Origin of the sequence: Agreia sp. Leaf283, assembly GCF_001422485.1 — a bacterium.
Taxonomy (GTDB): Bacteria; Actinomycetota; Actinomycetes; order Actinomycetales; family Microbacteriaceae; genus Agreia.
The window spans coordinates 556,152-582,402 of the sequence record NZ_LMNF01000001.1 but is presented as its reverse complement, the minus strand read 5'-3'; the positions used below and the strand labels follow the sequence as shown (position 1 = coordinate 582,402).

24 protein-coding genes are annotated in these 26,251 nt (G+C 68.2%); 8 read left to right on the top strand and 16 right to left on the bottom strand.

The window, feature by feature from the left end:
• Window positions 1-27 precede the first annotated feature (27 nt).
• The 6 genes from ASF51_RS02615 to ASF51_RS02590 all read right to left on the bottom strand — a co-directional run bounded on the left by ASF51_RS02615 (window position 28) and on the right by ASF51_RS02590 (window position 6,474).
• The gene (locus tag ASF51_RS02615) at window positions 28-2,718 is read right to left on the bottom strand and encodes an ExeM/NucH family extracellular endonuclease (protein WP_055924769.1); all 2,691 of its coding nucleotides are present in this window, start codon (window positions 2,716-2,718) and stop codon (window positions 28-30) included.
• 158 nt (window positions 2,719-2,876) lie between these two features.
• The gene (locus ASF51_RS02610; RefSeq protein ID WP_044442452.1) at window positions 2,877-3,206 is read right to left on the bottom strand and encodes a hypothetical protein; all 330 of its coding nucleotides are present in this window, start codon (window positions 3,204-3,206) and stop codon (window positions 2,877-2,879) included.
• Window positions 3,207-3,613: 407 nt separating this feature from the next.
• Window positions 3,614-4,321: a copper resistance CopC family protein gene (locus tag ASF51_RS18580; protein WP_055924766.1), complete on the bottom strand. Its 708-nt coding sequence runs from the start codon at window positions 4,319-4,321 to the stop codon at window positions 3,614-3,616.
• A 4-nt stretch (window positions 4,322-4,325) separates the two neighbouring features.
• Entirely contained in the window at window positions 4,326-5,072 is a 747-nt protein-coding gene (locus ASF51_RS02600) for a YcnI family protein (RefSeq protein ID WP_055924763.1), read from the bottom strand.
• Window positions 5,073-5,198: 126 nt separating this feature from the next.
• The gene (locus tag ASF51_RS02595) at window positions 5,199-5,816 is read right to left on the bottom strand and encodes a hypothetical protein (protein ID WP_055924760.1); all 618 of its coding nucleotides are present in this window, start codon (window positions 5,814-5,816) and stop codon (window positions 5,199-5,201) included.
• 64 nt (window positions 5,817-5,880) lie between these two features.
• Window positions 5,881-6,474 (bottom strand): molybdopterin-dependent oxidoreductase, encoded by a 594-nt coding sequence (locus ASF51_RS02590; protein ID WP_055924758.1) that lies wholly within the window; start codon window positions 6,472-6,474, stop codon window positions 5,881-5,883.
• A gap of 99 nt (window positions 6,475-6,573) precedes the next feature.
• Here ASF51_RS02590 and ASF51_RS02585 point away from each other — a divergent pair, with 99 nt between their 5' ends.
• Complete coding sequence (locus tag ASF51_RS02585) at window positions 6,574-7,803, top strand: hypothetical protein (protein WP_157411974.1); 1,230 nt, start codon at window positions 6,574-6,576, stop codon at window positions 7,801-7,803.
• A 451-nt stretch (window positions 7,804-8,254) separates the two neighbouring features.
• On the opposite strand, the gene ASF51_RS02575 is transcribed toward ASF51_RS02585, so the two are convergent.
• The 4 genes from ASF51_RS02575 to ASF51_RS02560 form a co-directional block, all read right to left on the bottom strand.
• Window positions 8,255-9,664, bottom strand: a complete 1,410-nt coding sequence (locus ASF51_RS02575; protein WP_055924749.1) for a deoxyribodipyrimidine photo-lyase — start codon at window positions 9,662-9,664, stop codon at window positions 8,255-8,257.
• Window positions 9,661-10,104, bottom strand: a complete 444-nt coding sequence (locus ASF51_RS02570) for a MarR family winged helix-turn-helix transcriptional regulator (protein WP_055924746.1) — start codon at window positions 10,102-10,104, stop codon at window positions 9,661-9,663. The genes ASF51_RS02575 and ASF51_RS02570 overlap by 4 nt, the downstream gene beginning before the upstream one ends.
• Before the next feature lie 228 nt (window positions 10,105-10,332).
• On the bottom strand, window positions 10,333-11,145 hold the full coding sequence (locus tag ASF51_RS02565) for an isocitrate lyase/phosphoenolpyruvate mutase family protein (protein ID WP_055924743.1): 813 nt from the start codon (window positions 11,143-11,145) through the stop codon (window positions 10,333-10,335).
• Window positions 11,146-11,475: 330 nt separating this feature from the next.
• Window positions 11,476-12,306 carry an SDR family NAD(P)-dependent oxidoreductase gene (locus ASF51_RS02560; protein ID WP_235497107.1) on the bottom strand — a complete coding sequence of 277 codons (831 nt, stop codon included), beginning with the start codon at window positions 12,304-12,306 and terminating at the stop codon, window positions 11,476-11,478.
• A gap of 48 nt (window positions 12,307-12,354) precedes the next feature.
• On the opposite strand from ASF51_RS02560, the gene ASF51_RS02555 reads away from it, so the two are divergent.
• Complete coding sequence (locus tag ASF51_RS02555) at window positions 12,355-12,915, top strand: TetR/AcrR family transcriptional regulator (protein ID WP_235497106.1); 561 nt, start codon at window positions 12,355-12,357, stop codon at window positions 12,913-12,915.
• Between the two features lie 40 nt (window positions 12,916-12,955).
• Here the strand turns inward: ASF51_RS02555 and ASF51_RS02550 are convergent, their stop codons facing one another.
• The gene (locus ASF51_RS02550) at window positions 12,956-14,362 is read right to left on the bottom strand and encodes an amidase (RefSeq protein WP_055924740.1); all 1,407 of its coding nucleotides are present in this window, start codon (window positions 14,360-14,362) and stop codon (window positions 12,956-12,958) included.
• 248 nt (window positions 14,363-14,610) lie between these two features.
• Here ASF51_RS02550 and ASF51_RS02545 point away from each other — a divergent pair, with 248 nt between their 5' ends.
• Genes ASF51_RS02545 through ASF51_RS02525 form a run of 5 tightly spaced genes read left to right on the top strand, consistent with a single transcriptional unit; the run spans window position 14,611 to window position 21,266 of the window.
• On the top strand, window positions 14,611-16,032 hold the full coding sequence (locus ASF51_RS02545; RefSeq protein WP_055927757.1) for an FAD-binding oxidoreductase: 1,422 nt from the start codon (window positions 14,611-14,613) through the stop codon (window positions 16,030-16,032).
• A 41-nt stretch (window positions 16,033-16,073) separates the two neighbouring features.
• Window positions 16,074-17,720, top strand: coding sequence for an ABC transporter substrate-binding protein (locus ASF51_RS02540; protein WP_055924736.1), 1,647 nt, complete (start codon window positions 16,074-16,076; stop codon window positions 17,718-17,720).
• Window positions 17,717-18,721, top strand: a complete 1,005-nt coding sequence (locus ASF51_RS02535; protein WP_055924733.1) for an ABC transporter permease — start codon at window positions 17,717-17,719, stop codon at window positions 18,719-18,721. Before ASF51_RS02540 ends, ASF51_RS02535 begins: the two co-directional genes overlap by 4 nt.
• A complete protein-coding gene (locus ASF51_RS02530; RefSeq protein WP_055924729.1) occupies window positions 18,718-19,569 on the top strand; it encodes an ABC transporter permease in 852 nt (283 codons plus the stop codon). Before ASF51_RS02535 ends, ASF51_RS02530 begins: the two co-directional genes overlap by 4 nt.
• Complete coding sequence (locus tag ASF51_RS02525) at window positions 19,566-21,266, top strand: ABC transporter ATP-binding protein (RefSeq protein ID WP_082479486.1); 1,701 nt, start codon at window positions 19,566-19,568, stop codon at window positions 21,264-21,266. The genes ASF51_RS02530 and ASF51_RS02525 overlap by 4 nt, the downstream gene beginning before the upstream one ends.
• Here ASF51_RS02525 and ASF51_RS02520 read toward each other — a convergent pair.
• The 4 genes from ASF51_RS02520 to upp all read right to left on the bottom strand — a co-directional run bounded on the left by ASF51_RS02520 (window position 21,257) and on the right by upp (window position 24,730).
• Complete coding sequence (locus ASF51_RS02520; protein WP_055924726.1) at window positions 21,257-21,817, bottom strand: SRPBCC family protein; 561 nt, start codon at window positions 21,815-21,817, stop codon at window positions 21,257-21,259. The two genes, ASF51_RS02525 and ASF51_RS02520, sit on opposite strands and share 10 nt — an antisense overlap.
• The gene (locus tag ASF51_RS02515; protein ID WP_055924723.1) at window positions 21,814-22,920 is read right to left on the bottom strand and encodes a glutamate--cysteine ligase; all 1,107 of its coding nucleotides are present in this window, start codon (window positions 22,918-22,920) and stop codon (window positions 21,814-21,816) included. The genes ASF51_RS02520 and ASF51_RS02515 overlap by 4 nt, the downstream gene beginning before the upstream one ends.
• Window positions 22,921-22,989: 69 nt before the next feature.
• Window positions 22,990-23,697, bottom strand: a complete 708-nt coding sequence (locus ASF51_RS02510; RefSeq protein ID WP_055924720.1) for a winged helix-turn-helix domain-containing protein — start codon at window positions 23,695-23,697, stop codon at window positions 22,990-22,992.
• A gap of 400 nt (window positions 23,698-24,097) precedes the next feature.
• Window positions 24,098-24,730, bottom strand: a complete 633-nt coding sequence (gene upp, locus ASF51_RS02505) for a uracil phosphoribosyltransferase (RefSeq protein ID WP_055924717.1) — start codon at window positions 24,728-24,730, stop codon at window positions 24,098-24,100.
• 90 nt (window positions 24,731-24,820) lie between these two features.
• On the opposite strand from upp, the gene tadA reads away from it, so the two are divergent.
• On the top strand, window positions 24,821-25,252 hold the full coding sequence (tadA, locus tag ASF51_RS02500) for a tRNA adenosine(34) deaminase TadA (RefSeq protein ID WP_055924714.1): 432 nt from the start codon (window positions 24,821-24,823) through the stop codon (window positions 25,250-25,252).
• A 17-nt stretch (window positions 25,253-25,269) separates the two neighbouring features.
• Here tadA and ASF51_RS02495 read toward each other — a convergent pair whose 3' ends face one another.
• Window positions 25,270-26,229 (bottom strand): cation diffusion facilitator family transporter, encoded by a 960-nt coding sequence (locus tag ASF51_RS02495; protein WP_055924711.1) that lies wholly within the window; start codon window positions 26,227-26,229, stop codon window positions 25,270-25,272.
• Between the last annotated feature and the right edge of the window lie 22 nt (window positions 26,230-26,251).

The following is a 26,251-nucleotide window of genomic DNA, read 5'->3' as shown; positions in this document are numbered from 1 at the left end:
GACGCGCTCCTCCTGAATTGATCGCGCCTAAGCCGAGCGGCGGCGGCGCAGCGCCATTCCTGCTCCGAGAACGAGCAGGGCGAGGGCTCCGAACAGCACGGGTGCCGCGTCGGTACCCGTCGCTGCGAGGCGTCCCGATCCCGCGCTGCTGGCTGCCGCTCCGGGCGCCGGCACGCCGGCTCCGGGAGCACCGGTGCCCGGAAGCCCGGTGCCCGGATCGACGGGTGCGTCCTCACGCAGCGCCAGTCCGACGACCACGGGATCGTGGTCGCTCGAGCGGTAGGGGTCGGCGCTGTAGAGGTTGACCGCGTTGTAGTTGTACCGGCTGTACTCCAGGGCGATCGACTCGACCGAGTTGATGTTCCAGATGTCTGTACCCGTCACATCCGCCGCCGCAGCCTGCGAGGCGAAGACGTGGTCGAGCGAGCCGACCGCGCCGTCGAAGGCGTAGCTCTTCTTGCCGGTGGCCTCGCCGAGGTCGGTGTACCCGGCCGCGAGAATGACGTCGATCGGGTCCTCCTTCTCATACGAGTTGAAGTCGCCGCTCAGGAGCACGCGGTCGATGCCGGTGTCCGTCACGAGACCGTCGGCGAACTCCACGAGGGCCGTCGCCTGGCGAACGCGGGAGGCGTTGGACGCGCCCTGCCCGTCGTTCTGGTCCGCATCCTCGCCGGTGCCCGACCCCTTCGACTTGAAGTGGTTCACGATGGTGAGGAACCGCGTGGACTCTCCTCCATCGACCAGCTGGAACGCCTGGGCGAGCGGGTAGCGCGCGTTCGAGAACGCCGTGTCGTCGTCGATCACCGAGTCGCCGACTGTCTCCACGACCGCCGCGCGATAGATGAATGCCGTGCGAATGACATCCTCGCCCGCCGGAACCGCCTCGGGAGAGGGCACGAACGCCCAGGTGCCTGCGCCGGCCGCCGCGTTGAGCGCGTCGGTCAGCTCGGCGAGGGATGCGTCGCGGTCGAGGCCGAAGCGGCTCGAGTTCTCGATCTCCTCGAGCGAGACGACGTCGGCGTCGAGCGCGTTGATTGCCGAGACGATCTTGGCCTGCTGCCGGTCGAGGTCCTCCTGCTCGGCGGCCCCGCGCGCATCGCAGCCGGAGTTCACGGTCACGGGGTCGCCGTCACGGTCGGTGTAGTAGCTGCATCCCGTGAGCTCGTCGCCCGTGGTCGAGAAGTAGTTGAGCACGTTGAACGAGGCCACCGTCGCGTCGCCACCCACGTCGAGAGGCTCCGGCGTGCGGGTGTTCTCGAAGGTCGCGGGCTGAACGGTCGCGGCGTTGGCGGGGGTGAGCTCCTGCGTGGGCTGCAGGCTCCAGGCGCCGAAGCGGTAGTCGACGACGACCGGCCCGGTGAAGGTCACGGCCGCGCCGATCCGAACCGGGTTCTCGACGGTCAGGTACGGCAGGGGCTTCGACTTGTTCGCGGCGCTGTTGAAGTTGGTGCTCGCTCCGTCGTCGAGGGTCACCGCCGCGGCGGCATTGGCCGCGACGAGTGCCGTGTACTCCGCGCTGCCCGGCTCGGTGATCGAGGTGGGTGTCACGAGGGGGTCGGTGCCGGCGGTGAGCACGACCGAACCGTAGTAATTCGTGTCGTAGTTGTCGGTCACCGTGTAGTCGCCGGCGGGCGCGAGCAGCATGCTCTCCAGCGACTCCCGCTGGGCGGGGACGCTCGGCAGGGCGACGGCTGCGGGCGCAGGCGGGGCGACCGCCTCGGTGAGCACGGCGAGGCCGTCGGATGCGACGGTCAGCTCGGTCAGGCCCTGGTACTCCGATACGACGCCGGTGACCTCGACGTACGCGCCGATCGTCGCCTGCGGCACGGTTGCCGATGAGAAGACGAAAAGGCCATCGGATGCCGTGTGCGTCGCCAGATCGAGGCTTCCTCCGGTGCCGGGCGTCTGGATCACGTAGCCGTTGAACCCGCCGGTCGGGTAGCTCGCGGTGACGACTCCGCGGGTGACCACAGTCTGGCCGGCCAGCGGACTCGTGTCGGTCGTTCCCTGGATCTCGGCGATCGTCGCGGGAACCGCGGGACCGCTCGGCTCCTCCGGCTCTTCCGGCTCTTCGGGCGGAGCCTCACCGCCGCTGTTCTGCGGTGTCGGCGCCGCGAGGCCGAAGTCGGCCGAGTTCACATCGGTGTCGAGGCCGGCGCTGCGGTTCATCGAGGTCGTCACCGACGGGGCCGCGGCCACAGACGTCTCGAAGGTGTTCGATGTTCCATAGCCGAGCAGGTCGATAACGGCTGGGTTGTTCACGAGCGACCCCGTGGCCGGCATGGTGAGCGGCGTCGTCTGGTTGGCGAGGAACAGCGTGCCTCCGCCTCCGGCGAACGCGAAGGCCAACGAGGCGTCAGGCGTGGGCAAGGCGGCGCCATTGGCGGCATTGCTGTTTCCCTGGATCAGGTAGTAGCCGCCGGGTGCGATGCTGCCCGAGAGGGCTAGAACTCCAGTCGGCGCGACCGTTCCGCCCGCAGAGCGGTACTGCAGCGACATGGAGCTGAGGTCGATCGGGGCGGTCGTCGGGTTGTAGAGCTCGACGAACTTGTTGAGGTACGTGGCGCCGGCGGATCCGCCGTTCACATAGGCCTCGTTGATGACGACGCCGGTGCTCGCGGCGAACGCGGGTACGGCGAGTAGCGGGCTTGCCGCCAGGGCGGCGCCAGCCAGGGCAGCGATGCCGAGTCTGAAGCGCCGGGGGTGGGTGCGGGGCATGGATTTCCCTTGATCGAGATACGGGTGGATATCTCTCAATCAAAGTCAGACCGCGCGACGAAACGGAGTCGCCCGTGTAAACAGCAGGTTTAAGTTACCCCTGTTAAGGGGGTGTTGGGCGTGTCCGCCGGTGCTGTGATACTGCCGTGCCGACAGCTCTAGACGTGGCCTCGAGGCGGGTTCGTCGCACCGTTCGGCTCCTCTGAGAAGATGAGACCCTGGCCGCTGTTCGCCGAAGAGGTGAGGATCTCGAGCCACTCGCGATTCAGGGTGGGCATCTTGCCGCCGAAGAACTTGAAGTAGAGCGGAATGGACTTGTCGAGCCAGATGCTCGAGCGGCCGTCGCCGATGGCCGGGTCGTCTTTCCACGAGAAGAAGAAGCTCTCACCTCGGCGCAGCTTGGAGCCGATCACGATCTGCAGGTGCGTCAGAGCCCTGTCGTCGAACTCGATCTCGATATCGGAGTCACCGTAAAGCAACTTTCCCATGCTGTCCCCTTGTGTCTTACCGCATCGCGGAGCGCGATGTTCCTCCCACATTAGGTGAGAGTCGAGGGGAATCTCGCTTCGACGCGAAGAGTGCCAGTGCGCCATCTAGGCTCGTCGCAGTGTACGATGCGACGCCCTGATTCAAAACCGTCACTTCGAACGAACTTCCGCGGGCTTCGATGAACCCGAGAAGCGATGCGGCGTCGTGCGCCGACGCACGAGGATCGGAGACTCTCCACTCCGTCGGGGACAACTTCACGAGTGTTACTGAATCTGCTACTGAATCGGGGGCCGTCTGGGCGGTGCTGTGTGCGATCACGCTGTTCCTGTCATTGGTCGCCCCTCTCGCGACACTGCGAATCGAAGCTCTGACCAGTCTGCGTCAGAGCTTCGATTCGCCAGCAGGGCTAGATATCCCCGGGTGGTCGTGAATCACTTCCCGGGCCGGCTCCCAGCTTGGGGCGGCGCAGCACGAGCAGGGTCACTGCGACCGCGACGGCGACGGCGGCCAGTGCGCCGCCGCCCCACGCCAGCACCGAGAAGAACTCGTCGTCGGACGAGGCAGCCGAAGCCGCGTTCGAGTCGCCCGACGTCGCGCCTGTCGAATCGTCGCCACCCGCGGCACCCGCCGCGTCGCTCGCGGTCGGGCACACGGGGGCCGCGGCCGATCCGGTCGACGCGACCTGCGCGGCATCCGGCTGCCAGGTGAACGCGAACTGGTTCGACACCGGATGCCCGTCGGTCGACACGACCCGCCAGATCACGGTGTAGTCGCCGGCCGGTCCGAGCGCAGCCGCCGTCGAGATCGACGGCCCTGATACCGTCACGCATCCGTCGCCGTAGAACAGGCCGTCGGGGCCCTGCACCTCGAGCGCGCCGGCCGATCCGGTGTTCTCGCCGCCGAAGTCGAGCAGCACGTCGTTGGTCGTGATCACGAACTCGGGCGGCAACGAAGTGAGCACGGAGCCCGCCTCCGGAGTCGACGACACCAGGTAGTTGTGCGCCGAGGCGGTCGGCACCTGGCCGACCGCCCCGACCGTCACCGCTGCGAGCAGCGTCAGCGCGCCGACGACCGCCGTGCGGCGAGCCGTCTGCTTCGGTGGAGCGATGCGCATGCGACTACGCCGTTCGAGCGCGTCGGGTCGCGACGACAGCGATGACGACGCCGACCGCGCCCACGACGAGTCCGCCGATGCCGAGCACGCGGGCGAGCACGTCGTCACCGGAGCCGGAGCCGGAGCCGGCGTCGGCCACCGAGCCCGACGCATCCGATGACGCCGTGTCGGCGGCGCTCACCGGGTCGCCGTCCGCCTCCGTGGCGACGGCCTCCGTGACGGTGATCGCGGGCGCCGGGTGCTCGACCGAGTCCTCGTCGGCTCCGTCGGCCGGAACCTCGTTCCAGTTCGTCGAGCCCGTCTCGCACGTCTGCAGCACGGGGAAGTCGAGGGTCGTGCCGGCCGCGTCCGCCGGCAGCTGCAGCGAGAGCGCGAACGTGTCGCGGTAGCCGTCGGCCAGCGGGGTCTTCGCGGTGTAGACGACCTGGCCGACGCGCTCGGTCGCCGCCTCGCCGTGAGCGCTCGTCGAGGGCGTGGCCAGCGGCGTCATGACCTTCGAGACATCCCAGTTCGGGTTGACCGTCGGCGTGACCGAGGCGATCTCATCGGGAATGTCGATAGCGATCGTCGTGGTGGCAGACCCGTCGCATCCATGGGGAACGGCGAACGTGAGCACCGTGTACGAGCCGGCCGCGGTCGCGGCGGGCGTCACACTCACGTGGGCGCTGGCGGAGAGGGGAACGGCGACGGCGAGCAGCACGCCGATTCCGAGTCCGGTCGAGGCGAGGGCGAGAGGGGTGGATTTCTTCATGATGGGTCCTTGAAAGTGTGCGGAGGGGCGCGTCGAGCGCGCGCGTGCTCCGGCGAGTGGATGCGCAGGGTGCGCGAAAGAATTCCGGCGCGCGGGCGAGTGCCGGCCGGATGCGTGGGGTGAGGGTCAGGCGGCGAGCGGTGGGCCGCGATGCCAGACGGATGCGCGCAGCACCTCGAGCGCGGCAGGGGCGTCGATGCGAGCCACGCGGCCGAGTCGCACGGACCGCGGAGCGAAGACCGGGGCGGGGAGAAGCAGTGCGGCGAGGCGGGTCGCGCGCACGAGCGCGGCGGCCAACAGGCCTCGAACGGCCCGCTCGCCCCACACGATCGCGGCGAACGTCGCGACGGCCGCGAGCACGTGGCCGGTCACCATGGCGACGTCGACGGTGATCGCTGCGCCGCCGGATGCCGCGGCGCCCGTGGGCAGGAACATGGCGGCCATGTCGTGGCCGGCGTGGGCCGTCGCCGGGGCCGCCGGCGAGGTGGGGGCGGGCTCCACGATGAGGCTGAACAGAGTGTGGAAGAAGACCTGGCTCGCGGCAACCGAAGCGCCGATGCGCCAGTACGACAGGCCGCGACCGGCGAGGGCCACGCACACCAGGGTCGAGAACGCGACCGCGAGCGAGAGCGCTGCGATGCCGGGCGCCGATCCTCCGGAGACGGCGTGCGAGAACGCCGCGACGAAGGTGGAGAAGGCGGCGGCGAGGCTGCCGCGAGCGACGCGTGTCCAGCGTGCGCTCATCGTGCTCCTCGTCTTGCGGTGATCACCCGAGTCTATTCGGGTCTGCGCGCACGACGCTGACCGGTCACCAGTAGCGCTCCTCGCGCCAGGGGTCGCCGTGGTTGTTGTAGCCGTTGGTCTCCCAGAATCCCGGCTGGTCGTGCGCGTGGAGGGTGATGCGGTTGATCCACTTGGCGCTCTTCCAGAGATAGAGGTGGGGAACGAGCAGCCGGGCCGGGCCGCCGTGGCTGTCGCTCAACGGCTTGCCGTCGTAGCGCGTCGCGATCCAGGCCTTGCCGCCGCGCAGTTCGTCGAGGGGGATGTTCGTCGTGTAGCCGCCGTAGCTTCGGGCCACCGCGAACGAGGCGGTCGTCTCGACCCCTTCGAGCAGCAGATCGAGCGAGACTCCGCGCCAGGGCATGTCGAACTGCGACCATCGGGTCACGCAGTGCAGGTCGACGGTGACATCCTCCGTCGGAAGCTTCTGGAACTGCTCCCAGGTGTAGCCCGTGGTCTGGTTGCGCTCGTTGGTGATTCCGAACGTCCACCGATCGAGGCGCACGTTCGGAATGGGCCCGGCCGACAGCACGGGGAAGTTGGTGACCGCGTGCTGGCCGGGCGGCAGACGAGGGTCGCGCTCGCGTCTGCGACCGAGGAATCCCGGAGAGAACACACCCATGAGCAGCGCCCTTCCTGGCGTCGTCGACGATGGGCTTCATTCTCGCAAAATCAGAGGCCCGCTATCGTGGAGGGGTTGCGACGAGTGTGAGGAATCTTTGTGAGTCTGCCCCCGTATCCCGCCGGCCCTGAGCAGGGCGGCGCACAAGGTCGACCGCCGGTTCCGCCGATGCCGCCGCAGCAGCCTCAGTTTCCACAGCCGCAGCAGCAGCCTCAGTTCCCGCAGCAGCCTCCGCAGCAGCGGCCGTATCCGCCGCAGCAGACCCAGAAGTTCCCGGCGCCGGCGCCGCAACCGTACGCATCCGGATCGCCGAAGCCCGCGCGCACGCGCGGAATGACCTGGTGGCAGGGCCTGATGGTGGGCGTCGCGGCGCTGCTGGCCATCGCGCTGCCCGTCTCCGGCGGCGTCTACTACGCCGCGAACGCGCGGATCATCGCCGATCGCCAGTCGGTCGCGGACTTCACCCCGAGCGAGAACATCGAGTCTCTTGTGGAGCGCGCCGACATGAACGAGGTCGGCACCTTCCTCTTCTACACGAGCCACCCCGAGCTGAACACGGCCAGCGAGTTCAACACCGCGTGCGGAATCAGGCCGGAGCAGTTCCTGCTCGGCTGCTACACCGGCGAGACGATCCACCTCTACGACGTGACCGAGGAGCGCCTCGACGGGCTGCGCGAGGTCACCGCAGCCCATGAGATGCTGCACGCCGCGTTCGACAGGCTCGACGCCGCGTCTCAGGAGCGACTCGGCGTTCTGCTCGAAGAGGCCTACACCGCGCACGGAGACGATCCGGAGCTGGCGGCGCGCATGGACGCCTACGCGGTCTCGCAGCCGGGAACCCGCCTCACCGAGCTGCACTCGATCATCGGAACCGAGTTCACCGACCTCGACCCGGAGCTCGAGACGTATTACAAGACGTACTTCACCGATCGCAGCATCGTCGTCGGCCTGCACGCCGCCTACGAGAAGGTGTTCAGCGACCTCGAGCAGCAGACCACCGACCTGTCGAACCAGATCCTCGCGCTCGCGGATGAGATCGAGTCCGACACGAACACGTTCAACGCCGACCAGACGCAGCTCAACACCGACATCGACGCGTTCATCGCCAAGAACGAGGCCTACGGGTATTCGGACGACCCCGCGGGTTTCGACGCCGATAAGGCGGCGCTGATCGCTCGCGACGCCGACCTCGAGACACGACGAACGGCCATCAACGGCAAGATCACCCAGCTCGGAGACCTGCAGCAGCAGCTGCGCGATCTCGACGCCGACGCGCAGGCGCTGAACCGCAGCATCGACTCGACGATCGTTCCGGGAGAGGGCATCTAGCGGCGGCTGTTCTGCCCTTCGACAGGCTCAGGGAACGGCGTCATGCCCGTTCCCTGAGCCTGTCGAAGGGCCGCCGGCCGAGATGTCGTTCCCGTTCCCTGAGCCTGTCGAAGGGCCGCCGGCTGAGAAGTCACCCGTGCGTCTGCATCGACTCGGCCCAAAGGCGCTCATAAGCCGGTCCTTGCGTGCATAAGAGCCGGGTCGATCGCGCGCAGCGGATCCAGTCGTCGGAGATGCACCTTCCGAGACCGTGGAAGGTGCATATGTTGCTAGTCGATGTGCTGCCCTTCGACAGGCTCAGGGAACGGCCTTCCTTCGACAGGCTCAGGGAGCGGGCCCCCTTCGACAGGCTCAGGGAGCGGGCCCCCTTCGACAGGCTCAGGGAGCGGGCCCCCTTCGACAGGCTCAGGGAGCGGGGCCCCTTCGGCGGGGTCAGGGAGCGGGCTGCGCCCTAGCCGGGCTCGCCCAACGCGCGATCCTTCGAGATCGAGGCGTACGCATCCAGAGCCGCCGCACGCGACTGCTTCAGGTCGACGAGGGGCGGCGGGTAGGTCTCGGCGTCGATGTCGGGCACGAAGCGGCGGATGTACTCGCGGTGCGGATCGAACTTCGTCGCCTGCAGCTCGGGGTTGAACACCCGGAAGTACGGCGCCGCGTCGACGCCCGACCCGGCCACCCACTGCCAGTTCACCGCGTTGGCCGCGGGGTCGGCGTCGACAAGCGTGTCCCAGAACCACCGCTCGCCCTCACGCCAGTCGATGCGCAGGTTCTTCACGAGGAACGACGCCACGACCATGCGCACCCGGTTGTGCATGATGCCCGTCTTCCACAGCTCGCGCATGCCCGCGTCGACGAGGGGGATGCCGGTGCGTCCCATCTGCCAGGCCTCCATGACCACATCGGTCGGCTCGGCCCACGGGAAGTCGTCGAAGGCCGGCCGCATGTTCGAGTGCGTGATCTGCGGCCAGTGGAACAGCAGGTGGTACGAGAACTCGCGCCACACGAGCTGGCGCAGAAACGCGCTCGCCCCCTCGGATGCGCGTGCGCCCTCGGCGGTGCGTCGGTCGAGCGAGGCGACGTACGAGCGCGTCTCGTGCCACACCTGAAACGGGCTGATCTCGCCCCAGCGCAGATACGGCGAGAGACCGGATGTCGCGTCCTGCGCAGGCAGGTCCTGCTCGGCCACATACGACGACAGTTCGGTCTCGAGGAACGACCGCAGACGCGTCATGGCGGTCGCCTCGCCGGGCGTCCACGACTCGCGCAGGCCGCCGGCCCAGTCGGGGGTGGTGGGCAGCAGCTCCCAGTCGGCGAGATCGTCGCCTGCGACGTCGGGCAGTGCCGTCACGTCGTCGTCGACAGGCAGTGGATGCCGTGGCTCCTGCTGGGCGAGGCACGAGCGGTAGAACGGGGTGAAGACCCGATACGGGGCGTCCTGGCCGGTCATCACCGTCCAGGGCTCGAACAGCAGCGAGGCCTGCGTGCTCTGCGCCTCGATGCCGGCGGCCCGCAGCGACGACTTGATTCCGGCATCCACGGTTCGTTCGGCCTCGCCGTAGCGCCGGTTCCAGAAGACAGCCTGCGCGCCCGTGTCGGCGACGACGGAGTCGATGACCTCGGCGGCCGCTCCACGACGAAGGGTGAGCTCGAGTCCGATGTCGCGCAGCGACGAGGCGAGCGAAGAGAGACTGTGGTGCAGCCACCAGCGGGCCGCGCCGCCCAACGGCCGGATGCCGGGGCTGGCGTCATCCAGAATGTAGAGGCACACGACGGGCCCGCCGTGCTCTGCGGCGGCATGCAGGGCGGGGTTGTCGGAGACCCGCAGGTCGTCGCGGAACCAGACGATGCTCGGAGCGGTCATCGGGCGGTGACGCTGGCGTAGAGCTTGCGTGTCAGGCGCGCGAGTTCGGTGAGCTCGTCGGGCGACAGGGCCGTGCTCATACGGCTGGCGATGGAGCGCCCGTGAATGTGCGCGGCATCGCGGAACAGGTCGAAGCCGGTGTCGGTGAGCGCCACGAGGGTGCCGCGGCCGTCGTTGGGGTCGGTGAGCTTGGTCACGAGCCCGCGGGCGGCGAGTCGATCGACGAGGCGGGAGATGCTCGGCTGCGTCAGGAGCACGTTCTCGTTGAGTTCGCGGATGCGCAGGGTGCGGTTCTCGGCGAGCGACAGGGTGAAGAGAACGTCGTACTCGTTGAGCGAGATGACGTCGGAGGGGAATTCCGAGGCGATCTGGCGCATCACGGCGACCTGCGCTCGGAAGAGCGACTCCCAGGCGGCGACGGGGGAGACGGGCTTTGTCATAGAGATCCTCTCGTGGCCTCCACACTAGGGCGGCCACTGAGGATTCCCCGAAAATCCGGGGCGGGTTGACATGCTGCAGACAGACAGGCAATCACATTCCGCGGTAGCTGCCACAGCAAACAACTAACGCTCTTGAACCATATAACGGTTGAGTAACGGAGCGCCAGTTATCAAAACGTTATTTTGCTGGGAGGTGTCTGGGAGCCCCTGATCGGGGGTGACTGGGAATCAGTCGCGGACGAGTCCGTTGAGTGCGGCCCAGCCGAGAGTGGGGGGTGATGAGACGCGAGCGTCCGGCGTCTCGAACATCGCGGAGGCCCAGTGCTGCGCGACGCTGTACGCGGCTTCGGCGATCGAGGATCCTGCGCTGATGCGACGTGCACCTGCCCTCGAGAGTTCGCTGATCGACAGGGTGCCGGGGCCGTAGGCGACGTTGAGCGGCAGCGTCGTCGCGTCGGCAAGTCTCGTGATCGTGTCTGCCGCCAGGGGGCCGACTACGAAGATTCCGCTCGCTCCGGAGCGTGCGTACGACGTGGCACGCGTTACCGTCTCCTCGAACCAGTCATCGCCTCCGATGTTGCCGAGCCGATGCGTGTCGATGCGGGCATTGATGAATAGCGGGATACCCGCGTCGTCTGCTGCGGTTCGGGCGGCGGCGATCCTCTGCTGCTGTTCATCGATCGGTCTGAGGGAGTCCTCGATGTTCACGCCGGAGATGCCGACGTCGATGAACGAGCTGACGGTCTCGGCCACGTCGCTCGACGTCTCTCCGTACCCGGCTTCGACATCTGCCGAGATCGGCACGGTCACAGAGGACGCGATCCGCCTCACGGCATCGAGTGCGGCGTCGCGACTCAGCTCGTTCCCGTCGCGGTGTCCGCTCGACCACGCGACACCGGCGCTCGTCGTCGCGATCGCTCGAGCGCCGCACGCGAGAACGACGCGGGCGGACGCGACGTCCCAGGCGTTCGGGAGGATGAGGGGGGAGGCCTGGTCGTGCATGGCGCCAAAGGCGCGTGCTCGCTCGAGTTTCGTGCTCATTCAGCAATTCCAGCACGCCCCGGGTCTGGCCGATTGCGTTCGCGGCGTGCCGGTTATCTAATGGGCCGGTTAACGGACGAAAGCCCGTCGCAATCACATTCCGCGGTAGCTGCCACAGCAAACAACTAACGCTCTTGAACCATATAACGGTTGAGTAACGGAGCGCCAGTTATCAAAACGTTATTTTTCTGGGAGTTGCCTGTAAGCCCCTGTTCGGGGGTCACCGTGTTCCTCTGGCTGCTTCCCCAACGTGGGCCGGTTCGAAAGACGCTGTCAAACTGACGGCGGGGAGGGGCCGGCGATTGCCCCGTAGCCCATCAGCACCGCTCGTCATTGGCCGGTGCCCGCGTAGCGGGGATCGCGGGCGTAGTCCTGCTGGCGCAGATCGAGCGCTTGCCTAACCTGTATGGGCGCGTCGTCCCCGATGAGTACCCGAAGCCGGCGGTCGTCAGACGCGGCCACCCGATCGAGGATCGCCGTCGCGGCATCCCGTGGGGCCATCCCCCCGGACGACTCTCCCCCTGGCGGCCAAGGGACCTCCGCCGTCCCGAACATCTCGATCCGCTGAGCCTCGTAGGCGTCTGACGGTGAACTGAACCGCATACTGCCGCCCGCCCAATCCGTGTCGAGGGCCCCTGGTTCGATCAGAGATACGCGGATGCCGAATCGCGCGACCTCCGCGGCCATCGCCTCACTGAACGCTTCCAATCCCCACTTGGTCGAGTTGTAGAGTCCGAGCATCGGCATCGTGCCGACCGCGCCCACGCTGGAAATCTGGACGATATGTCCGGATTCCTGGCGCCGCATGACCGGGATGACGGCTTGGCTCAGCCAGAGCGGGCCGAGCAGATTCGTGTCGATGATCGCGCGGGCGTCCTCCTCGGTCGCCTCTTCGATCGCGCCGATGAGGCCATAGCCGGCGTTGTTCACGAGTACGTCGATTCTTCCGAGCGTGTCGACAGCGTGCGACACCGTGGCCTGCGCCGCCGAGCGATCCCGAACGTCGAGGTGCAGCACTGTCAGGCGATCGTGTTCGGGTAGGGCGCTCTCTCCTCTGACGGTTGCGACGACGGCATGCCCCGCGTCCAGGGCGGCGTGAACGAGTGCTCGGCCAAGGCCGCGGTTGGCTCCGGTAATCATCCAGGTCTGCGGTGAACTCATGAGGCGAGCCTACCTCCAAACTGGACGCTCCGTCTCGTTAGCTCCGGTATGCTGCTGCTCATGGCCCGCGATCAAACCCGTGCGAAAGTGCATGCTGCCGCGCTCTTGCTGGCTCTCGACGCGAACGGGGCAGGGCCGCTCACGATGGAGGGGATCGCAGCGCGGGCCGGCGTCAGCAAGCAAACCGTCTACAGGTCGTGGCCGTCGACCGGGGCAGTCTTGTTCGATGCACTCCTCGCGCGCAGTGCCGATGAGAGCGGCCGCGTGGTCGTGCCGAACTCTGGTGACCTGTCGAGCGACCTCCTCGCACTGGCTACCGGAATGATCGGGGAACTGAAGGACCCACTCGAGGAGGCTTTGCTGCGCGCCCTCACAGCTGATCTGCAATCGGATGCCGTTCTTGCCGCGCAGTACCGAGAGCTGCTGCTGGGGCCTCAGCTGAGCGCTATCTCCACCCGCCTCAGTGAGGCCGGGGTGCCGGCGTCGGGCGATGTCGCGGAGTTGTTCGTCGGCCCGATCTTCTACCGCTGGTTGCTTCGCACTCGACCGTTCGATTCGGAGTGGGTCAGCGCCCACGTGGAGCGCATCATTCGGAGCATCGGACGATAGCAAGAAAGCGACCCGTGGCCATCGTTTGCGGGATCGACGGTCAGGCTGTCGCCGGGTGAGTACCGGCCCACGGCTGGTGGCGTTCGAGCTGCGCGCTCAGGGCGAGCACCGACAGCTCGCCATTCGGCGGCCCGATCACCTGCACGCTGAGGGGCATTCCGTCGGCACCGAACCCGGCGGGCACGGCGGCGGCCGGATTGCCGAGGACGTTCCATACCGAGGTGTACGAGCTGACAGGCGTGGCGCGTCTTATCGCCGCGAGCGCCCCGGCGCCCTGCAGCTGCCCGATCGGCCAGGCAGCCGTGGGTGTGGTGGGAGTCAGCAGGAGATCGACCCTGCCGAACAGCTCATCGAGAAACGGCTCGCCCAGCCGAGAGGCGGCTCGCTCGGCCCAGCCTCCGAGCCGACGCAGCGGGCGACCGATGCGCAGCATGGTCCTCGTCCGCGACTCCAGCCGTCGGGGCTCGTCTGCGCGGGCCGCCTCGTCTCCGATGCCGCCACTCAGCTGAAGCTGGAACGGCACGTTCAGCTTGGGGTAGGCGGGGTCGGCTTCGATGATCTCGTGGCCGAGCGTCGCCAGAAGAGCCGCGGTTCGCTTGAGCGCCTCCGTGGTCTCGGCGTCGGGCGAGGGTCCGCCGGAGGGGTTCTTCGTCGACACCATGATTCGGAGGGATGGCACGGTCTCGCTCGTCGCCGCCGCATACATCGACCCCGCCAGCGGCGCCGCGTGGAATCGGTCGACCGCCGTGGTGCCGGTAATGACGTCATGGATGAGCGCGCTGTCGGCGACCGTGCGAGTGATCGGCCCGATGACGCCCAGCGATCGCCACAGATCCCCGTTCGGCGCGAGGCTCATGCGGCCGCGCTGCGCCTTGAGCCCGAACAGACCGCACCAGCTGGCGGGCAGCCGAATGGATCCGCCGCCGTCGCCGCCGATACCGGCTGCCACCAGGCCGGCTGCCACGGCCGCCGCGGTACCGCCGCTCGATCCGGCCGGCGATCTGTCGAGATCCCATGGATTGCGAGTCATCCCGAAGGCTTCGCTCTCGGTGAAAGGCCAGATTCCGAACTCGGGCATGCGCGTCGTGCCGATGATGACCGCGCCGGCCGCGCGGAGCCGGCGAACCACCTCGCTGTCTGCGCGGGCGGGAGTCGAGTAGGCCGCGCTGCCGTAGCGGGTGGGGATGCCGGCGATGTCGTTCTCTTCTTTGATCACCATGGGAACGCCGTGCAGCGGCCCGAGCGGGGAAGAGCTGCGACGCTGCGCATCGAGGGCGTCGGCGCTCAGCCGGGCCTCGTCGGCCATGATCGTGGCCACGGCGTTGAGCGACGAATTGCGGGCATCGATGGCCTCGAGCGAGTGCTCGACGAGCTCCCGCGCGCTGACCTCGCCCGACGCGACCCACTCCGCCTGCTGCACAACCGAGCTGTACGTGAGTTCGCGCATCTGGCTCCCGCCTTCGTCTCGGTGCCTACGCTATAGCCGCATCATTTCGCGCGGATTTCGGGATGGCCGGTTCTCGAGGGCGGTAGCGGGAGCTGCCCTGACAGGCGAAGGATCTTAGCCAGCCGGCGGGCGGACCGGAAGTACCTGACGTTGTGTTACGTCGGCGTCCAAAAGTTACGCGCTGAGCCCCTGCGGCGGCCGTGGCTCCATCAGTATCGGTCTCCTTACGAGGAATGGACCGATCCACGATGACAACAGCCGAGACGACCGCGACGATCAGCCCTGCGGGCGCCCTGACGCGCGCCGTGCAGAACCGGCACCCGCAGATCGACGTGCGGCCGGCATCCACCGACACCGCGGCCTATCGGTACGACTACGCGACCGCGCCGCGGCCCGATGCGGTGCCCGAAGGCCGCCCGGGTCCGGCCGTGGCCTTCCCGGCGACGGCCGACGAGGTGCAGACCCTCGTGCGGCTCGCATCCGAACTCGGCGTCACCGTCGTCGCCCGGGGTGCCGGAACCGGGCTGGCCGGCGGCGCGAGTGCGACCGTCGACCAGCTCGTCATCTCGACCGAGCGGCTGAACCGCATCGTCGAGGTCTCTCCACTCGACGAGGTGGCGGTCGTCGAACCGGGCGTCATCAACGGAGATCTCAACGCGCATCTGCGCGAGTTCGGCCTGTTCTACGCCCCCGACCCGGCCAGCTTCGAGATCTCGTCGATCGGCGGAAACATCGCCACGAACGCCGGCGGACTGCGCTGCGCCAAGTACGGGGTGACCCGCGAGTCTGTTCTCGCCCTCGACGTCGTGCTCGCCGACGGCAGCCTCATCAGCGTCGGCCACCGCTCTATCAAGGGAGTCACCGGGCTCGACCTGACCTCGCTCTTCGTGGGGTCGGAGGGCGTGCTGGGCATCGTGGTGCGCGCCACCCTTCGCCTGCGTCCCCTTCCCGTCGCCCGTCGCACGGTCACGGCGTTCTTCGACAGCACGGCATCCGGTGCCGACGGTCTGGGCGCGATCACGCTCTCGCCCGTGCGCCCGGCCATCGTCGAGTTCTTCGACAGGGTCAGCCTGGAGGGCATCGATGCGCACTCGGGCACCCGGCTCCGAGAACGGGGCGAGTCGCTCATCCTGATCGAGCTCGACGGCTACGGCATCGACGAGCAGGCCGCAGACCTCGAGGATGCTCTCACCAGGGTCGGCGCGCGCGTCACGGTGGAATCGGACGAGGCTGCGGCGGCGCTCTGGGAGCTGCGCCGGCACGGTCGGGGCCTGCCAGGGTCGCGCAGGTTCATCGGCGAGGACATCGCGGTTCCCAAGTCGGCGCTTCCGGCGGTCTATCGTTCCTTCGCCGCCCTCGAGGCCCGGTTCGGCGTCGAGATCTCGGCCGTCGCCCACGCGGGTGACGGGAATCTCCACCCGCTGATCACCCAGGAGATCGCACCGGGCGACGACCCGGCGGTCGTTCCGACCTCCCTCGCCGACGCGGCCACGGAGCTCGTTCGAATCGCGCTGGCGCTCGGCGGAACCGTCTCGGGCGAGCACGGCATCGGCACGCTCAAGCGCGAGTGGGCCGCCCTCGAACTGTCCCAACGGTCGATCGATGCGCAGCGTGCCATCGCGACCGCGCTCGATCCGCAGCACCTGCTCAATCCCGGCAAGGCCATCTAGGCCGTCATCCCCTTGCACCTCTCCATCAGAAAGAGAACACCATGACCATCTCGAAGAGAATACGGCGGGCCGCCAGCGCCGTCGTGGCCGCCGCCGCGACGACAGCACTGCTCGCAGCGTGCGCCGCGGGCACCGCCTCCGCGCCGTCGTCCTCCGACTCCGCTCCGGTCGAGGGCGGCGACCTGACCTTCCTCATCCAGGGCTACGACGCGGGCTGGGTATCGAGCAAGACCTCGATCTCGAGCTATGAGGGCAACCTCTGGGGTGAGATCACCGACAAGCTGATCTACGTCGACGAGCAGGGAACCCTCAGCCCGTGGATCGCGACCAGCTGGGAGGAGCTGAACGGGGCGACCGAATTCGTTCTGCACCTCAAGGAGGGCGTCACCTTCTCCGACGGCAGCCCGCTCGATGCGGCCGCGGTCGTCGACAACATCAACGTCTGGGCCAAGGGCGACCCCGACCGGGGCATCAGCAAGGTGGGTCTCTTCCCCTCGGGCAACTTCGACCGGGCAGAGGCGACAGACAGCTCGACGGTGCATGTCTACTTCACCTCGCCGGCGCTGAGCTTCATCCCGACGCTGGCCTATCACGGCACGATCCTGCTGTCGCCCGCGACCCTGGCCCTGTCGATCGACGACCAGGCCGATCTCGCGAAGCAGGTCGGCAGCGGGCCGTTCACCGTGAAGTCGTTCACGCAAGGCGACAGCTACGTGCTCGAGAAGCGGCCCGACTACGACTGGGGGCCCGAGGCGATCGGCCACACCGGCGCAGCGTATCTCGACACCATCACCTACAAGGTGATCAAGGACACCTCGGTGCGCACCTCGACCGTGGCGTCGGGGCAGGCCGACGTGGCGTACAACGTCGAACCGCAGGAGATCGAGTCGCTCACCGACCAGGGCTTCGTCGTCGACACCCCTCGCTACCTGGGGTTCACCGACGGGTTCCAGGTCGACACCAGTGTCGCCCCCACGAACGAACTCGCCGTCCGACAGGCCATCCAGCACGGCATCGATCGCCAGGACATCGTCGACACCGTGTACACCGACAAGTGGGACGTGGCCACGTCATTCCTTCAGGGCAACGTTCCCGAGGCCGGCGACTACAGCGAGCTGCTTTCGTACGACCCCGACAAGTCGGAGAACCTGCTCGACGAGGCGGGGTGGGTGCTCGGCTCCGACGGATACCGGTCGAAAGACGGCACGACGCTCGAGTTCACGGTGACCCCCAATCCCTACGTTCCCTCGACCCAGGCCGAGGACGAACTCATCGCGCAACAGCTGAAGCGCATCGGCATCAAGGTGAACCTGAACGTCGTCGACGTGTCGGGCTACGCGGCGGTCCTCGCCGCGCATCCGCCCCTGTTCCAGACGTCGCGAAGCTTCGTCGACGTGGGCACCGTCGCGGGAATCCTCACGAGCCAGAACAAGGGCGAGGACTGGTTCAAGACGGGAACGAGCGACCAGAAGCTGAACGACCTGGCGAACGGAATCGCCACGGCCTCGGATCGCGACTCCCGAACGGTGCTCGTCGACGAGCTGCAGCAGTACGTGCTCGAGCAGGGCTATTCCATTCCGACCGTGCAGCTCGTACAGCGCCTCTACCTGCTGTCGCCGAAGGTGAAGGGTGTGACCTTCAACGGCCTTGCGTACGCCAACTTCGCGACCGCCTGGATCGCGCCGTGAGCAGGTCGTACGGGCGATACGCGCTGCTGCGAGCCGCGCAGGCCCTGATCGTCATCCTGTTGGCCTACGTCGGAACGTTCCTGGTCATCAGCGTGCTGCCCGGGGATCCCATCACGAACATGCTCCGCGATCCGCAGAACGGCCTCACCGACGACGAGATCCAGCAGGTCGTCGCGCACTACGGACTCGACAAGCCCGTCGTCATTCAGCTGATCCTGTCGCTCGGGCGTTTCGTGACGGGCGACCTGGGGTTCTCACTGCAGTCGAATCTGCCCGTGTCGCAGCTGCTGGGCGATGCGCTGCCCTCGACGCTGACGCTGGCCGGCACCGCGCTGCTGCTCTCGGTGGTGATCGCCGTGGTCATCGCGTACGGCGTGCAGTACCTGCCGAGTCGATGGGCTCGCGGGGTGCTGCGATCGGTGCCGTCGCTCTTCCTGTCGGTTCCCAACTTCGTCGTCGGCCTCATTCTGATCGAGATCTTCGCGTTCCGGCTGCACGTGTTCACCACCATCGATCCCGACAGCGCGGCGGCGACCCTGTTCGCCGCCCTGACCCTCGCCATCCCTGTATCGGCGCCGCTCGCGGAGGTGCTCATCGCCAATCTCGACCACGAGTCGCGGCAGGAGTACGCCCTCGTCGCACGCTCACGCGGGCTGAGCCAGGCTCGTCTGTTCGCGCGGCACCTGGTCAAGCCGTCGATGCTTCCCGCGGTCGCGATGATCGCACTCATCGTGGGCGAACTGCTCGGAGGAGCCGTCATCACCGAGACGATCTTCGGTCGCGACGGTCTCGGCACGGTCGTGCAGAAGGCCGTCACCAGCCAGGACGTGCCGGTGCTCCAGGCCGTGGTGTCGCTGGCCGCCGTCGTCTTCGTGACGGTGAACCTGCTCGCCGACCTCGCGTCGCCGCTGCTGGATCCGCGGCTCGACGCGAGGCCCCGGCGAAAGGCAGCGCCCGAACGAGACGCGACGCCCGAACGCGAGCTCGAGGTGTCCGCATGACCAGCCTGACAGGACTCGTGACACCGACGGAGCGCATCCGCGCCGCTGGGCGCTCGGCCGTTCGTGTGCCGCCGACGGTGGCCGCCGCCGCGGTCGTCATCGTCGTCGTGCTGCTGTGGTCGTTGGTGCCCTGGCTGTTCACCTCGTACGACCCGACGGTCGGAGACACGGCCGAGAAGCTGACGGCGCCGAGCGGTGCGCACTGGTTCGGAACCGATCACCTCGGACGGGACGTGTTCGCGCGGGTGGTGTACGGAACGGCGTCGTCGGTGACGAGCGCACTGGTGGCCGTGTCGATCGGACTCGTCGTCGGAAGCATCATCGGCCTGGCGAGCGGGTTCCTTCGCGGCGCGGTCGACGTCGTGCTCGGCCGGGTCGTCGACGTGCTGCTCGCCATCCCGAGCTTCCTCCTGGCGGTCGTCATCGTGAGTTCGCTCGGCTTCCAGACGATCAACGCGGCGATCGCGACCGGGGTCTCCGCCATCGCGATCTTCGCCCGGCTGATGCGTGCCGAGGTGCTGCGGGCGCGCGGGTCGGTCTTCGTCGAGGCCTCCTATCTGCAGGGTGGCAACCGGCTCCACGCGCTGCTCGGCCATGTGCTCCCCAATACCTACACGTCGGTGGTCGCGCTGGCCGTGCTGCAGTTCGGCACCTCGATCCTGGTGATCGCCTCACTGGCGTTCCTCGGCTATGGGGACCCGCCACCGGCATCCGATTGGGGCCTGCTCGTGGCCTCGGGCAAGTCGTACGCGACCGCACCGTGGCTCATCTACGCGCCCGCGCTGGTGATCGTGATCACCGTGCTGTCTGTGAACCGCATCAGCACCTGGTTGAGGAGAACACAATGACCGTATCGATCGACACCACGCGGCCGGCGCTTGCCGAGGTCGTGCCACCCGTTCGTTCCGGTCCGTCTGACGCGCAGCCCCTGCTCAGCGTCGAAGGCTTGTCGGTCTCCTATGGCGACACCACCGTCGTGCGCGATGTGGGTTTCACCCTCGAGCGCGGCACGAGCCTGGCGCTGATCGGCGAGTCCGGCTCGGGCAAGTCGACGGTGGCGAAGAGCATCCTGCGCCTGCTCCCGACGGTCGACAGCGCCGTGAGCGGAAGCGTGAGCCTCGACGGCCGCGAGCTGTTCGGCCTGCCCGAGCGGCAGTTCAGGCCCCTGCGCGGTCGCCTTCTGGGCTACGTTCCGCAGGACCCGTCGTCGGCCCTGAACCCCGTGCGCACCATCGGCTCGCAGGCCCACGAGGCCGCCGCGCTCGCGGGCGAATCGGATGCGCGGGTCCGGCGCCGAGACATCCTGTCGGTTTTCGAGCGGGTCGGCCTTCCCGACCCCGAGAGGGTCTACGCCTCGTACCCGCATCAGCTTTCCGGCGGCATGCTGCAGCGCGTTCTCATCGGACTGACCGTGCTGCCGAGGCCGGCGCTCATCGTCGCGGACGAGCCCACCTCGGCGCTCGACGTGACGATCCAGAAGCTCATCCTCGACCTGCTCTCCGAGCTGCGTCGAGACCTGGGCATCAGCCTGCTGCTCATCACGCACGACCTCGCGGTCGCGGCCGAACGGGCGGACTCGATCGTGGTGCTGAAGAACGGGATCGTCGAGGAGAGCGGTTCGTCGAGCCAGGTCTTCTCGACCCCGACGTCTGAGTACGCGCGGCAGCTCCACGCCGACGTGCCCGCCCTGAACCCCGACCGGTACCGCATCCAGCGCGGCGCGGCATCCGGTGCCACCCCGGCCATCGCCCCAGCCGTCGCGCCGCCCGCGGTCGAGGTCGACGCCGTCACCAAGCGGTTCCGTTCGGGCGACGTCGACGTGACCGCGCTCGACGGCGTCTCGTTCACGCTCGCGAGGGGAACGACCCACGCGCTCGTCGGCGAATCGGGGTCGGGCAAGACCACCGCGGTGCGCCTTCTGCTGGGCCTCGAACAGCCGGATGCCGGACGGATCGAGGTGGCGGGCACGCCGGTGCACGGGCAGACGTCGGCGGGGCTGCGCGGTCTGCGGCGCCACCTGCAACTCGTCTACCAGAACCCGTTCACGTCGCTCGATCCCACCTGGCGGGTGAGCCGGATCGTGCGGGAACCTCTCGACCGCTTCCGCGTCGGCGAACGGGCCGAACGCGCCCGTCTCGTCGAGCAGACGATCGAGGAGGTCGGGCTGCCGGCATCCGTTCTCTCACGCCGACCCGGCCAGCTCTCGGGCGGTCAGCGCCAGCGCGTCGCCATAGCCCGGGCCCTCATCGTGCGGCCGGATGTTGTGGTGCTCGACGAGCCGACGTCGGCCCTCGACGTGAGTGTGCAGGCGGGCATCCTCGAGCTACTCTCGCGCCTCCAACGAGAGCACGGCCTGTCGTACCTGCTCGTGTCGCACGACCTGGCCCTGGTCAGGCAGCTCGCAGACACGGTGACGGTTCTGCAGCGGGGGAAGGTCGTCGAGAACGGCACCGTCGATCAGATCTTCGCGCGCCCCGAGAATGCATACACCCGCGCCTTGCTCGACGCGATCCCGCGCACGAGCGGCGGCACGGCTCAGTCGTGAGGCCGGCTTCCCCGAGCCTCGATCGTCTCGACGATCGAACCGAGCACCCGGCCCATGTAAGGCGCCCAGAACAGCCCGACGATGGCGCGCACGACGAACGCCCGGCCGGGTAGCGGAAAGAAGCGGTACTGCCAGCGGATGTTCGTGGTCGCCGACTCGGAGTGCGGGCTCGAGCCGCCGGGGCCGCCCGAGGCGTCGGAGCCACCGGGACCCGCCGGGGTGAAGGTCCACTCCGCGCGCCCTCCGCTCACGAGTCGGCCGAGCACGCCGGTGAACTCGTTCAGGTCGTAGGCGAAGAACGCGCCCGGCTCGCTGTGCGTGATCGTCTCGACGACGGTGCTGCCGTCGGAGAGCCGGAGTGTGCGCGTGTAGCCGACGACGTCCCACGTGTCGGGCTGGTCCACGACTCCCACGACCGCGGGCAGAGGGCCGAAGCGCGGATAGAACTCCGTGGGCGTGGTCTGCAGGGCGACAGTCCAGCTGCGGAGGGCCACGGCGCCCGCGACGAGCTCGGTGGTGAAGCCGATTGCGCGGCGCGGGTTCGTCGTCATGAGCGTTCTCCGATCGATTGGGTCTCGGCGACCACGAGTCTCACGACGTCGTCGAGCTGCTGTGTGCGTGCGAACGTGGCGCGTTGCCTGTGCGACGAGTTGCCTCGGGCGAGGGTGTCCTCCGCCAGGGACCGCACCTCGTCGTAGTCGCCGAACTCGTCGAGCGCGGGACGGAGGCTCTCGACCAGGCTGCGGACGGCCTCCGCCGCTTCGATGGGATGCGGTCGCGCCCCCGCGCTGAGCAGTTCGGCTGAGAGCCCTGTGCGCGCTGCCTGCCAGAGCGCGGCTCGCTGCACGGGTGCTCGCCGAGGCTGCAGGGGAACGCCGTTCTCGATGTCGATCTCGGCGGCGCGCACGGCAGCCCTGAACAGTCCGGCGATGAGCACCGCGTCGTCGACGAGGGGCAGCGCGTCGCACACGCGCAGTTCGAGGGTGGGCGCGTGGGCCGACGGCCGAATGTCGAAGTAGGCCATGCCGTCGTCGGCGATCACCCCGGTGCCGATCAGGTCGGCGATGAGCTCGTCGTACTCGGCGGCTGATTCGAGCGGCCCGGTCGCCCCCGCGCTCGGCCAGCGCTGCCAGACCAGGCTGCGCACGCTCGCATAGCCGGTGTCGTGTCCGTTCCAGAACGGCGAGCTCGCCGAGAGGGCCAGCAGAACAGGCAGATGCTCGGCCACACGCTGCGCGAGCTGGATGGCGAGATCGCGGTCGGAGACTCCCACGTGCACCTGGAAACCGCAGATCAGCTGCTCGTCCACGAGCAGCCGGTACTTCTCCTGCATCGCCCCGAAGCGCTGCGACGAGGTGAGCTCGAAGTCGGAGATCTCCGAGCGGGGCGCGGTGCCGACGGCGGCGATTCCGACGCCCAGCGGACCGGCGACATCCATCACGCCTCGCCTCAACCGCACGAGCTCGGCTCGCAGTCCGGCGAGGGTCTCGGTGACCTCGGTGTTCGTCTCGACGGTGGTGCGCTGAAGCTCGGCGGCATAGCTGCCGCCCGGCAGCTGCTTGAGCAGCTGCGGCGCCGAGGCCGACAGCCGCCAGGAATCGAGGTCGATGAGGTGAAGCTCTTCTTCTGCGCCCAGCGTCAGTTCCGCGCTCATGACCACAACCTAATGCGGGCGCCCGAACAAAGCGACCGGGAGCGCATCGCGGGCCGGTCTGCTAGCGGCTTAGAACAGGTCGGGCGACGGCGTCGACGTGTGCTGCACCGAGACGTCGGCGTGGCGATCGAAGCGGTAGCCGGCGCCGCGCACCGTGCGCACGATGTCTTCGTAGTCGCCGAGCTTGGCGCGCAGGCGACGCACGTGCACGTCGATGGTGCGCTCGTTCGGAATGTCGCTGTCGTCTGCCGACCACAGCGACGCGATGAGTTCGGCGCGGTCGATGGTGCGGCCCTCGCGCAGAACGAGGTACTGCAGCAGCTCGAACTCCTTGTAGGTGAGGTTGGCGGCATCGTTGTCGAGCAGCACGCGCTTGCGCGACAGGTCGATGACGACGCCGTCGCGGGCGCGATCTTCATCTTCGGGAGCGTGGCGGTGCTTGGCCAGGGCCGCGGGATCCTGCAGGGCGAGCCGCACCACGTCGACGTCGCGTCCGCCGGCGCCGCGCGGCGCCAGGGCGACAGCGGCGTAGGTCTCGGAGGAGGGGGAGAGCTGTGCGGCGAGGGCCCGCAGCTGGGCGACGATCTCAGAGAGGTCGGTGCCGTCGGCTGCGGCCTTGTCTTCGTCGATTCCGACGTAGAGAACGAATCCGCGTGCTTCGGTGCCCGTGGGAACGGCGCGAAGGCGGGTCGGCGTCGATTCGGCGGCGAACTGCTCGGGGCGGCCGATCGAGGCGACGGGGGCGGAGGGACGGGTGTCGAGGTGTGCGAGAGACATGGGGGAGATCCTTCGATGAGGTGCCCAGGTCATCCGGCCGGATACGGCGAAGAAACGGATGCCCGTGGGCGGGTCGTGCGAATGGTGCGGCGGGAAAGCCGGAGACCGCGGACGGTTCTGTGGTTCAGAACCAGGCGGGGGATTCGGAGATCTCTTCGTGACAGAGAGACGAAGACCTCGGAACCCAGCGAACCTGAATTGTCAGGCGCAGTGTCTGGTCAAGCACACATTCGGCAACACATGACAGCGCTGCTGGGCATCATCATGCCAGCAGTCCCCAATGCCTCAAAGGAGGTAAGGGCGAGCGCGTTGTCAGTCATAAAGGAGAGCTAAGCGGAATATGACTCCGCGTGTCAAGCATTTTTTTGACGCGGGGTGGATCAGACCGCCCCGCGCGCGATCAGACGAGGCCGTAGAGGCGGTCGCCCGCGTCGCCCAGGCCCGGAACGATGTAGCCCTTCTCGTTGAGGCGCTCGTCGAGCGCCCCGAGCACGAGGTGCACTTCGCGGCCCTCGGTGGCCTTCTCGAGCGCGGCGACTCCCTCGGGGGCTCCGAGCAGGCAGATCGCGGTCACGTCGACGGCACCGCGGGCGAAGAGGAAGTCGATGGCCGCTCCGAGCGACCCTCCCGTGGCCAGCATCGGGTCGAGCACGAAGCACTGCCGGTCGCTCAGGTCGTCGGGCAGGCGCTCGGCGTAGGTGGTGGGCTCGAGCGTCTCCTCGTTGCGCACCATGCCGAGGAATCCGACCTCGGCGCTGGGAATGAGCTTGACCATGCCCTCGAGCATGCCGAGCCCCGCGCGGAGGATCGGAACGATGAGGGGACGCGGCTCGGAGATCGCGAGGCCCTGGGTCTCGGCTACCGGCGTCTGGATCGTGACGACCTCGGTGCGCACCTCGCGGGTGGCCTCGTAGGCGAGCAGGGTGACGAGCTCTTCGGTGAGCGCCCGGAACGTGGGTGCCGGCGTCGACTTGTCTCGCAGCACGGTGAGCTTGTGCGTGATGAGCGGGTGGTCGGCAACGTGAACTCGCATAGGCTCAATCTACTGGAGCGGAAGGGGACTGGCGGCATGTCGGAACGACCGGGCCCCGCGCATCCATGGCCTGCCGCGTACGGCGAGCGCATGCGCCAGCTGCTCGCAGACGCCCGGCTCGCCGAGGCGTCGGGCGACGTTCCCGTGTCGGCACTGGTTCTGGATGCCTCGGGCCGGGTCATCGGGAGCGGCCGCAACGAGCGCGAGCTGCGGCACGACCCCACCGCGCACGCCGAGGTGCTGGCGCTGCGGGCGGCCGCCGAGCGGACCGGCGACTGGCGGCTCGAGGGGTGCACGCTCATCGTCACCCTCGAACCGTGCGTGATGTGCGCCGGGGCGATCCTGGCGGCGCGCGTGCCCACCGTGGTGTTCGGCGCGTGGGACGAGAAGGCCGGCGCGGTCGGCTCCGTCTACGACGTGCTGCGCGACCGCCGCCTCAACCACACGGTCGAGGTCTGGGCGGGCGTCGAAGCCGACGCCTGCGCCGCGGCCCTGACAACCTTCTTCCGCTCGCGACTGTAGGTCGAGCGCGCCCGCGCTCAGCTCGTGGCGGGCGTGTCGGCCGAGTCTGCGACGGCCTCGTCCACGCTCGGCACGTACACGTCGGGCTCCAGGTAGATGACGCGGGCGATCGGCACTGCCTCGCGGATGCGCGCCTCGACCGCGTTGATAGCGAGGGCGATGTCGGTGAGCGTCGTGACCGCCGGCAGCGTGATCTTGGCGCCGACGAGCATCTCGTCGGGCCCGAGATACATGGTCTTCAGGTGCACGAGGTGCTCGACCTCGGGGCTCGACGTGATGGCGTTCTCGATCTTCGCGAGGTCTTCGTCGGTGGCGCCCTCGCCCACGAGCAGGCTCTTCGTCTCGATGCCGAGAATGATGGCGACGAGCACGAGCAGGGCGCCGATGAAGATCGTTCCGATGCCGTCCCAGATACCGTTTCCGGTGAGCACGGTGAGGCCCACGCCGGCGAACGCGAAGACGAGACCCAGCAGGGCGGCCGTGTCTTCGAGCAGAACGACCGGCAGCTCCGGTGCCTTCGCGCGGCGGATGAACTGCAGCCAGCTCTGCGAGCCCCGCGTGTGGTTCGACTCGCCGATGGCCGTGCGCAGTGAGAAGCCCTCGAGCCCGATGGCGATGGCCAGCACGAGCAGCGGAAGCCACCACACCTCGAGCGGATGCGGATCGTTCACCTTCTCTATTCCCTCGTAGAGGGCGAAGACTCCACCCACCGAGAACAGGATGATCGACACGACGAAGGCGTAGACGTAGCGCTCGCGGCCGTAGCCGAACGGATGCGCGCGGTCGGCCTGTTTGCGCGACTTGCGGCCGCCGAGCAGCAACAGCAGCTGGTTGCCGGAGTCGGCCGCGGAGTGCACGCTCTCGGCGAGCATCGACGACGACCCGGAGAAGAGGAACGCGATGAACTTGGTGAGGGCGATGCCGATGTTGGCCGCCAACGCCGCCAGGATCGCCTTGCTGCCTCCGGATGTGCTCATGTGTGTGACCTCTGCGCGCTGT

What these genes read in the sequence shown, in the direction of transcription:
- ASF51_RS02615 (WP_055924769.1), bottom strand. Translation starts at nt 2,718, where the DNA reads ATGCCCCGCACCCACCCCCGGCGCTTCAGACTCGGCATCGCTGCCCTG.
- ASF51_RS02610 (WP_044442452.1), bottom strand. Translation starts at nt 3,206, where the DNA reads ATGGGAAAGTTGCTTTACGGTGACTCCGATATCGAGATCGAGTTCGAC.
- ASF51_RS18580 (WP_055924766.1), bottom strand. Translation starts at nt 4,321, where the DNA reads ATGCGCATCGCTCCACCGAAGCAGACGGCTCGCCGCACGGCGGTCGTC.
- ASF51_RS02600 (WP_055924763.1), bottom strand. Translation starts at nt 5,072, where the DNA reads ATGAAGAAATCCACCCCTCTCGCCCTCGCCTCGACCGGACTCGGAATC.
- ASF51_RS02595 (WP_055924760.1), bottom strand. Translation starts at nt 5,816, where the DNA reads ATGAGCGCACGCTGGACACGCGTCGCTCGCGGCAGCCTCGCCGCCGCC.
- ASF51_RS02590 (WP_055924758.1), bottom strand. Translation starts at nt 6,474, where the DNA reads ATGGGTGTGTTCTCTCCGGGATTCCTCGGTCGCAGACGCGAGCGCGAC.
- ASF51_RS02575 (WP_055924749.1), bottom strand. Translation starts at nt 9,664, where the DNA reads ATGACCGCTCCGAGCATCGTCTGGTTCCGCGACGACCTGCGGGTCTCC.
- ASF51_RS02570 (WP_055924746.1), bottom strand. Translation starts at nt 10,104, where the DNA reads ATGACAAAGCCCGTCTCCCCCGTCGCCGCCTGGGAGTCGCTCTTCCGA.
- ASF51_RS02565 (WP_055924743.1), bottom strand. Translation starts at nt 11,145, where the DNA reads ATGAGCACGAAACTCGAGCGAGCACGCGCCTTTGGCGCCATGCACGAC.
- ASF51_RS02560 (WP_235497107.1), bottom strand. Translation starts at nt 12,306, where the DNA reads ATGAGTTCACCGCAGACCTGGATGATTACCGGAGCCAACCGCGGCCTT.
- ASF51_RS02555 (WP_235497106.1), top strand. Translation starts at nt 12,355, where the DNA reads ATGCTGCTGCTCATGGCCCGCGATCAAACCCGTGCGAAAGTGCATGCT.
- ASF51_RS02550 (WP_055924740.1), bottom strand. Translation starts at nt 14,362, where the DNA reads ATGCGCGAACTCACGTACAGCTCGGTTGTGCAGCAGGCGGAGTGGGTC.
- ASF51_RS02545 (WP_055927757.1), top strand. Translation starts at nt 14,611, where the DNA reads ATGACAACAGCCGAGACGACCGCGACGATCAGCCCTGCGGGCGCCCTG.
- ASF51_RS02540 (WP_055924736.1), top strand. Translation starts at nt 16,074, where the DNA reads ATGACCATCTCGAAGAGAATACGGCGGGCCGCCAGCGCCGTCGTGGCC.
- ASF51_RS02530 (WP_055924729.1), top strand. Translation starts at nt 18,718, where the DNA reads ATGACCAGCCTGACAGGACTCGTGACACCGACGGAGCGCATCCGCGCC.
- ASF51_RS02525 (WP_082479486.1), top strand. Translation starts at nt 19,566, where the DNA reads ATGACCGTATCGATCGACACCACGCGGCCGGCGCTTGCCGAGGTCGTG.
- ASF51_RS02520 (WP_055924726.1), bottom strand. Translation starts at nt 21,817, where the DNA reads ATGACGACGAACCCGCGCCGCGCAATCGGCTTCACCACCGAGCTCGTC.
- ASF51_RS02515 (WP_055924723.1), bottom strand. Translation starts at nt 22,920, where the DNA reads ATGAGCGCGGAACTGACGCTGGGCGCAGAAGAAGAGCTTCACCTCATC.
- ASF51_RS02510 (WP_055924720.1), bottom strand. Translation starts at nt 23,697, where the DNA reads ATGTCTCTCGCACACCTCGACACCCGTCCCTCCGCCCCCGTCGCCTCG.
- upp (WP_055924717.1), bottom strand. Translation starts at nt 24,730, where the DNA reads ATGCGAGTTCACGTTGCCGACCACCCGCTCATCACGCACAAGCTCACC.
- tadA (WP_055924714.1), top strand. Translation starts at nt 24,821, where the DNA reads ATGCGCCAGCTGCTCGCAGACGCCCGGCTCGCCGAGGCGTCGGGCGAC.
- ASF51_RS02495 (WP_055924711.1), bottom strand. Translation starts at nt 26,229, where the DNA reads ATGAGCACATCCGGAGGCAGCAAGGCGATCCTGGCGGCGTTGGCGGCC.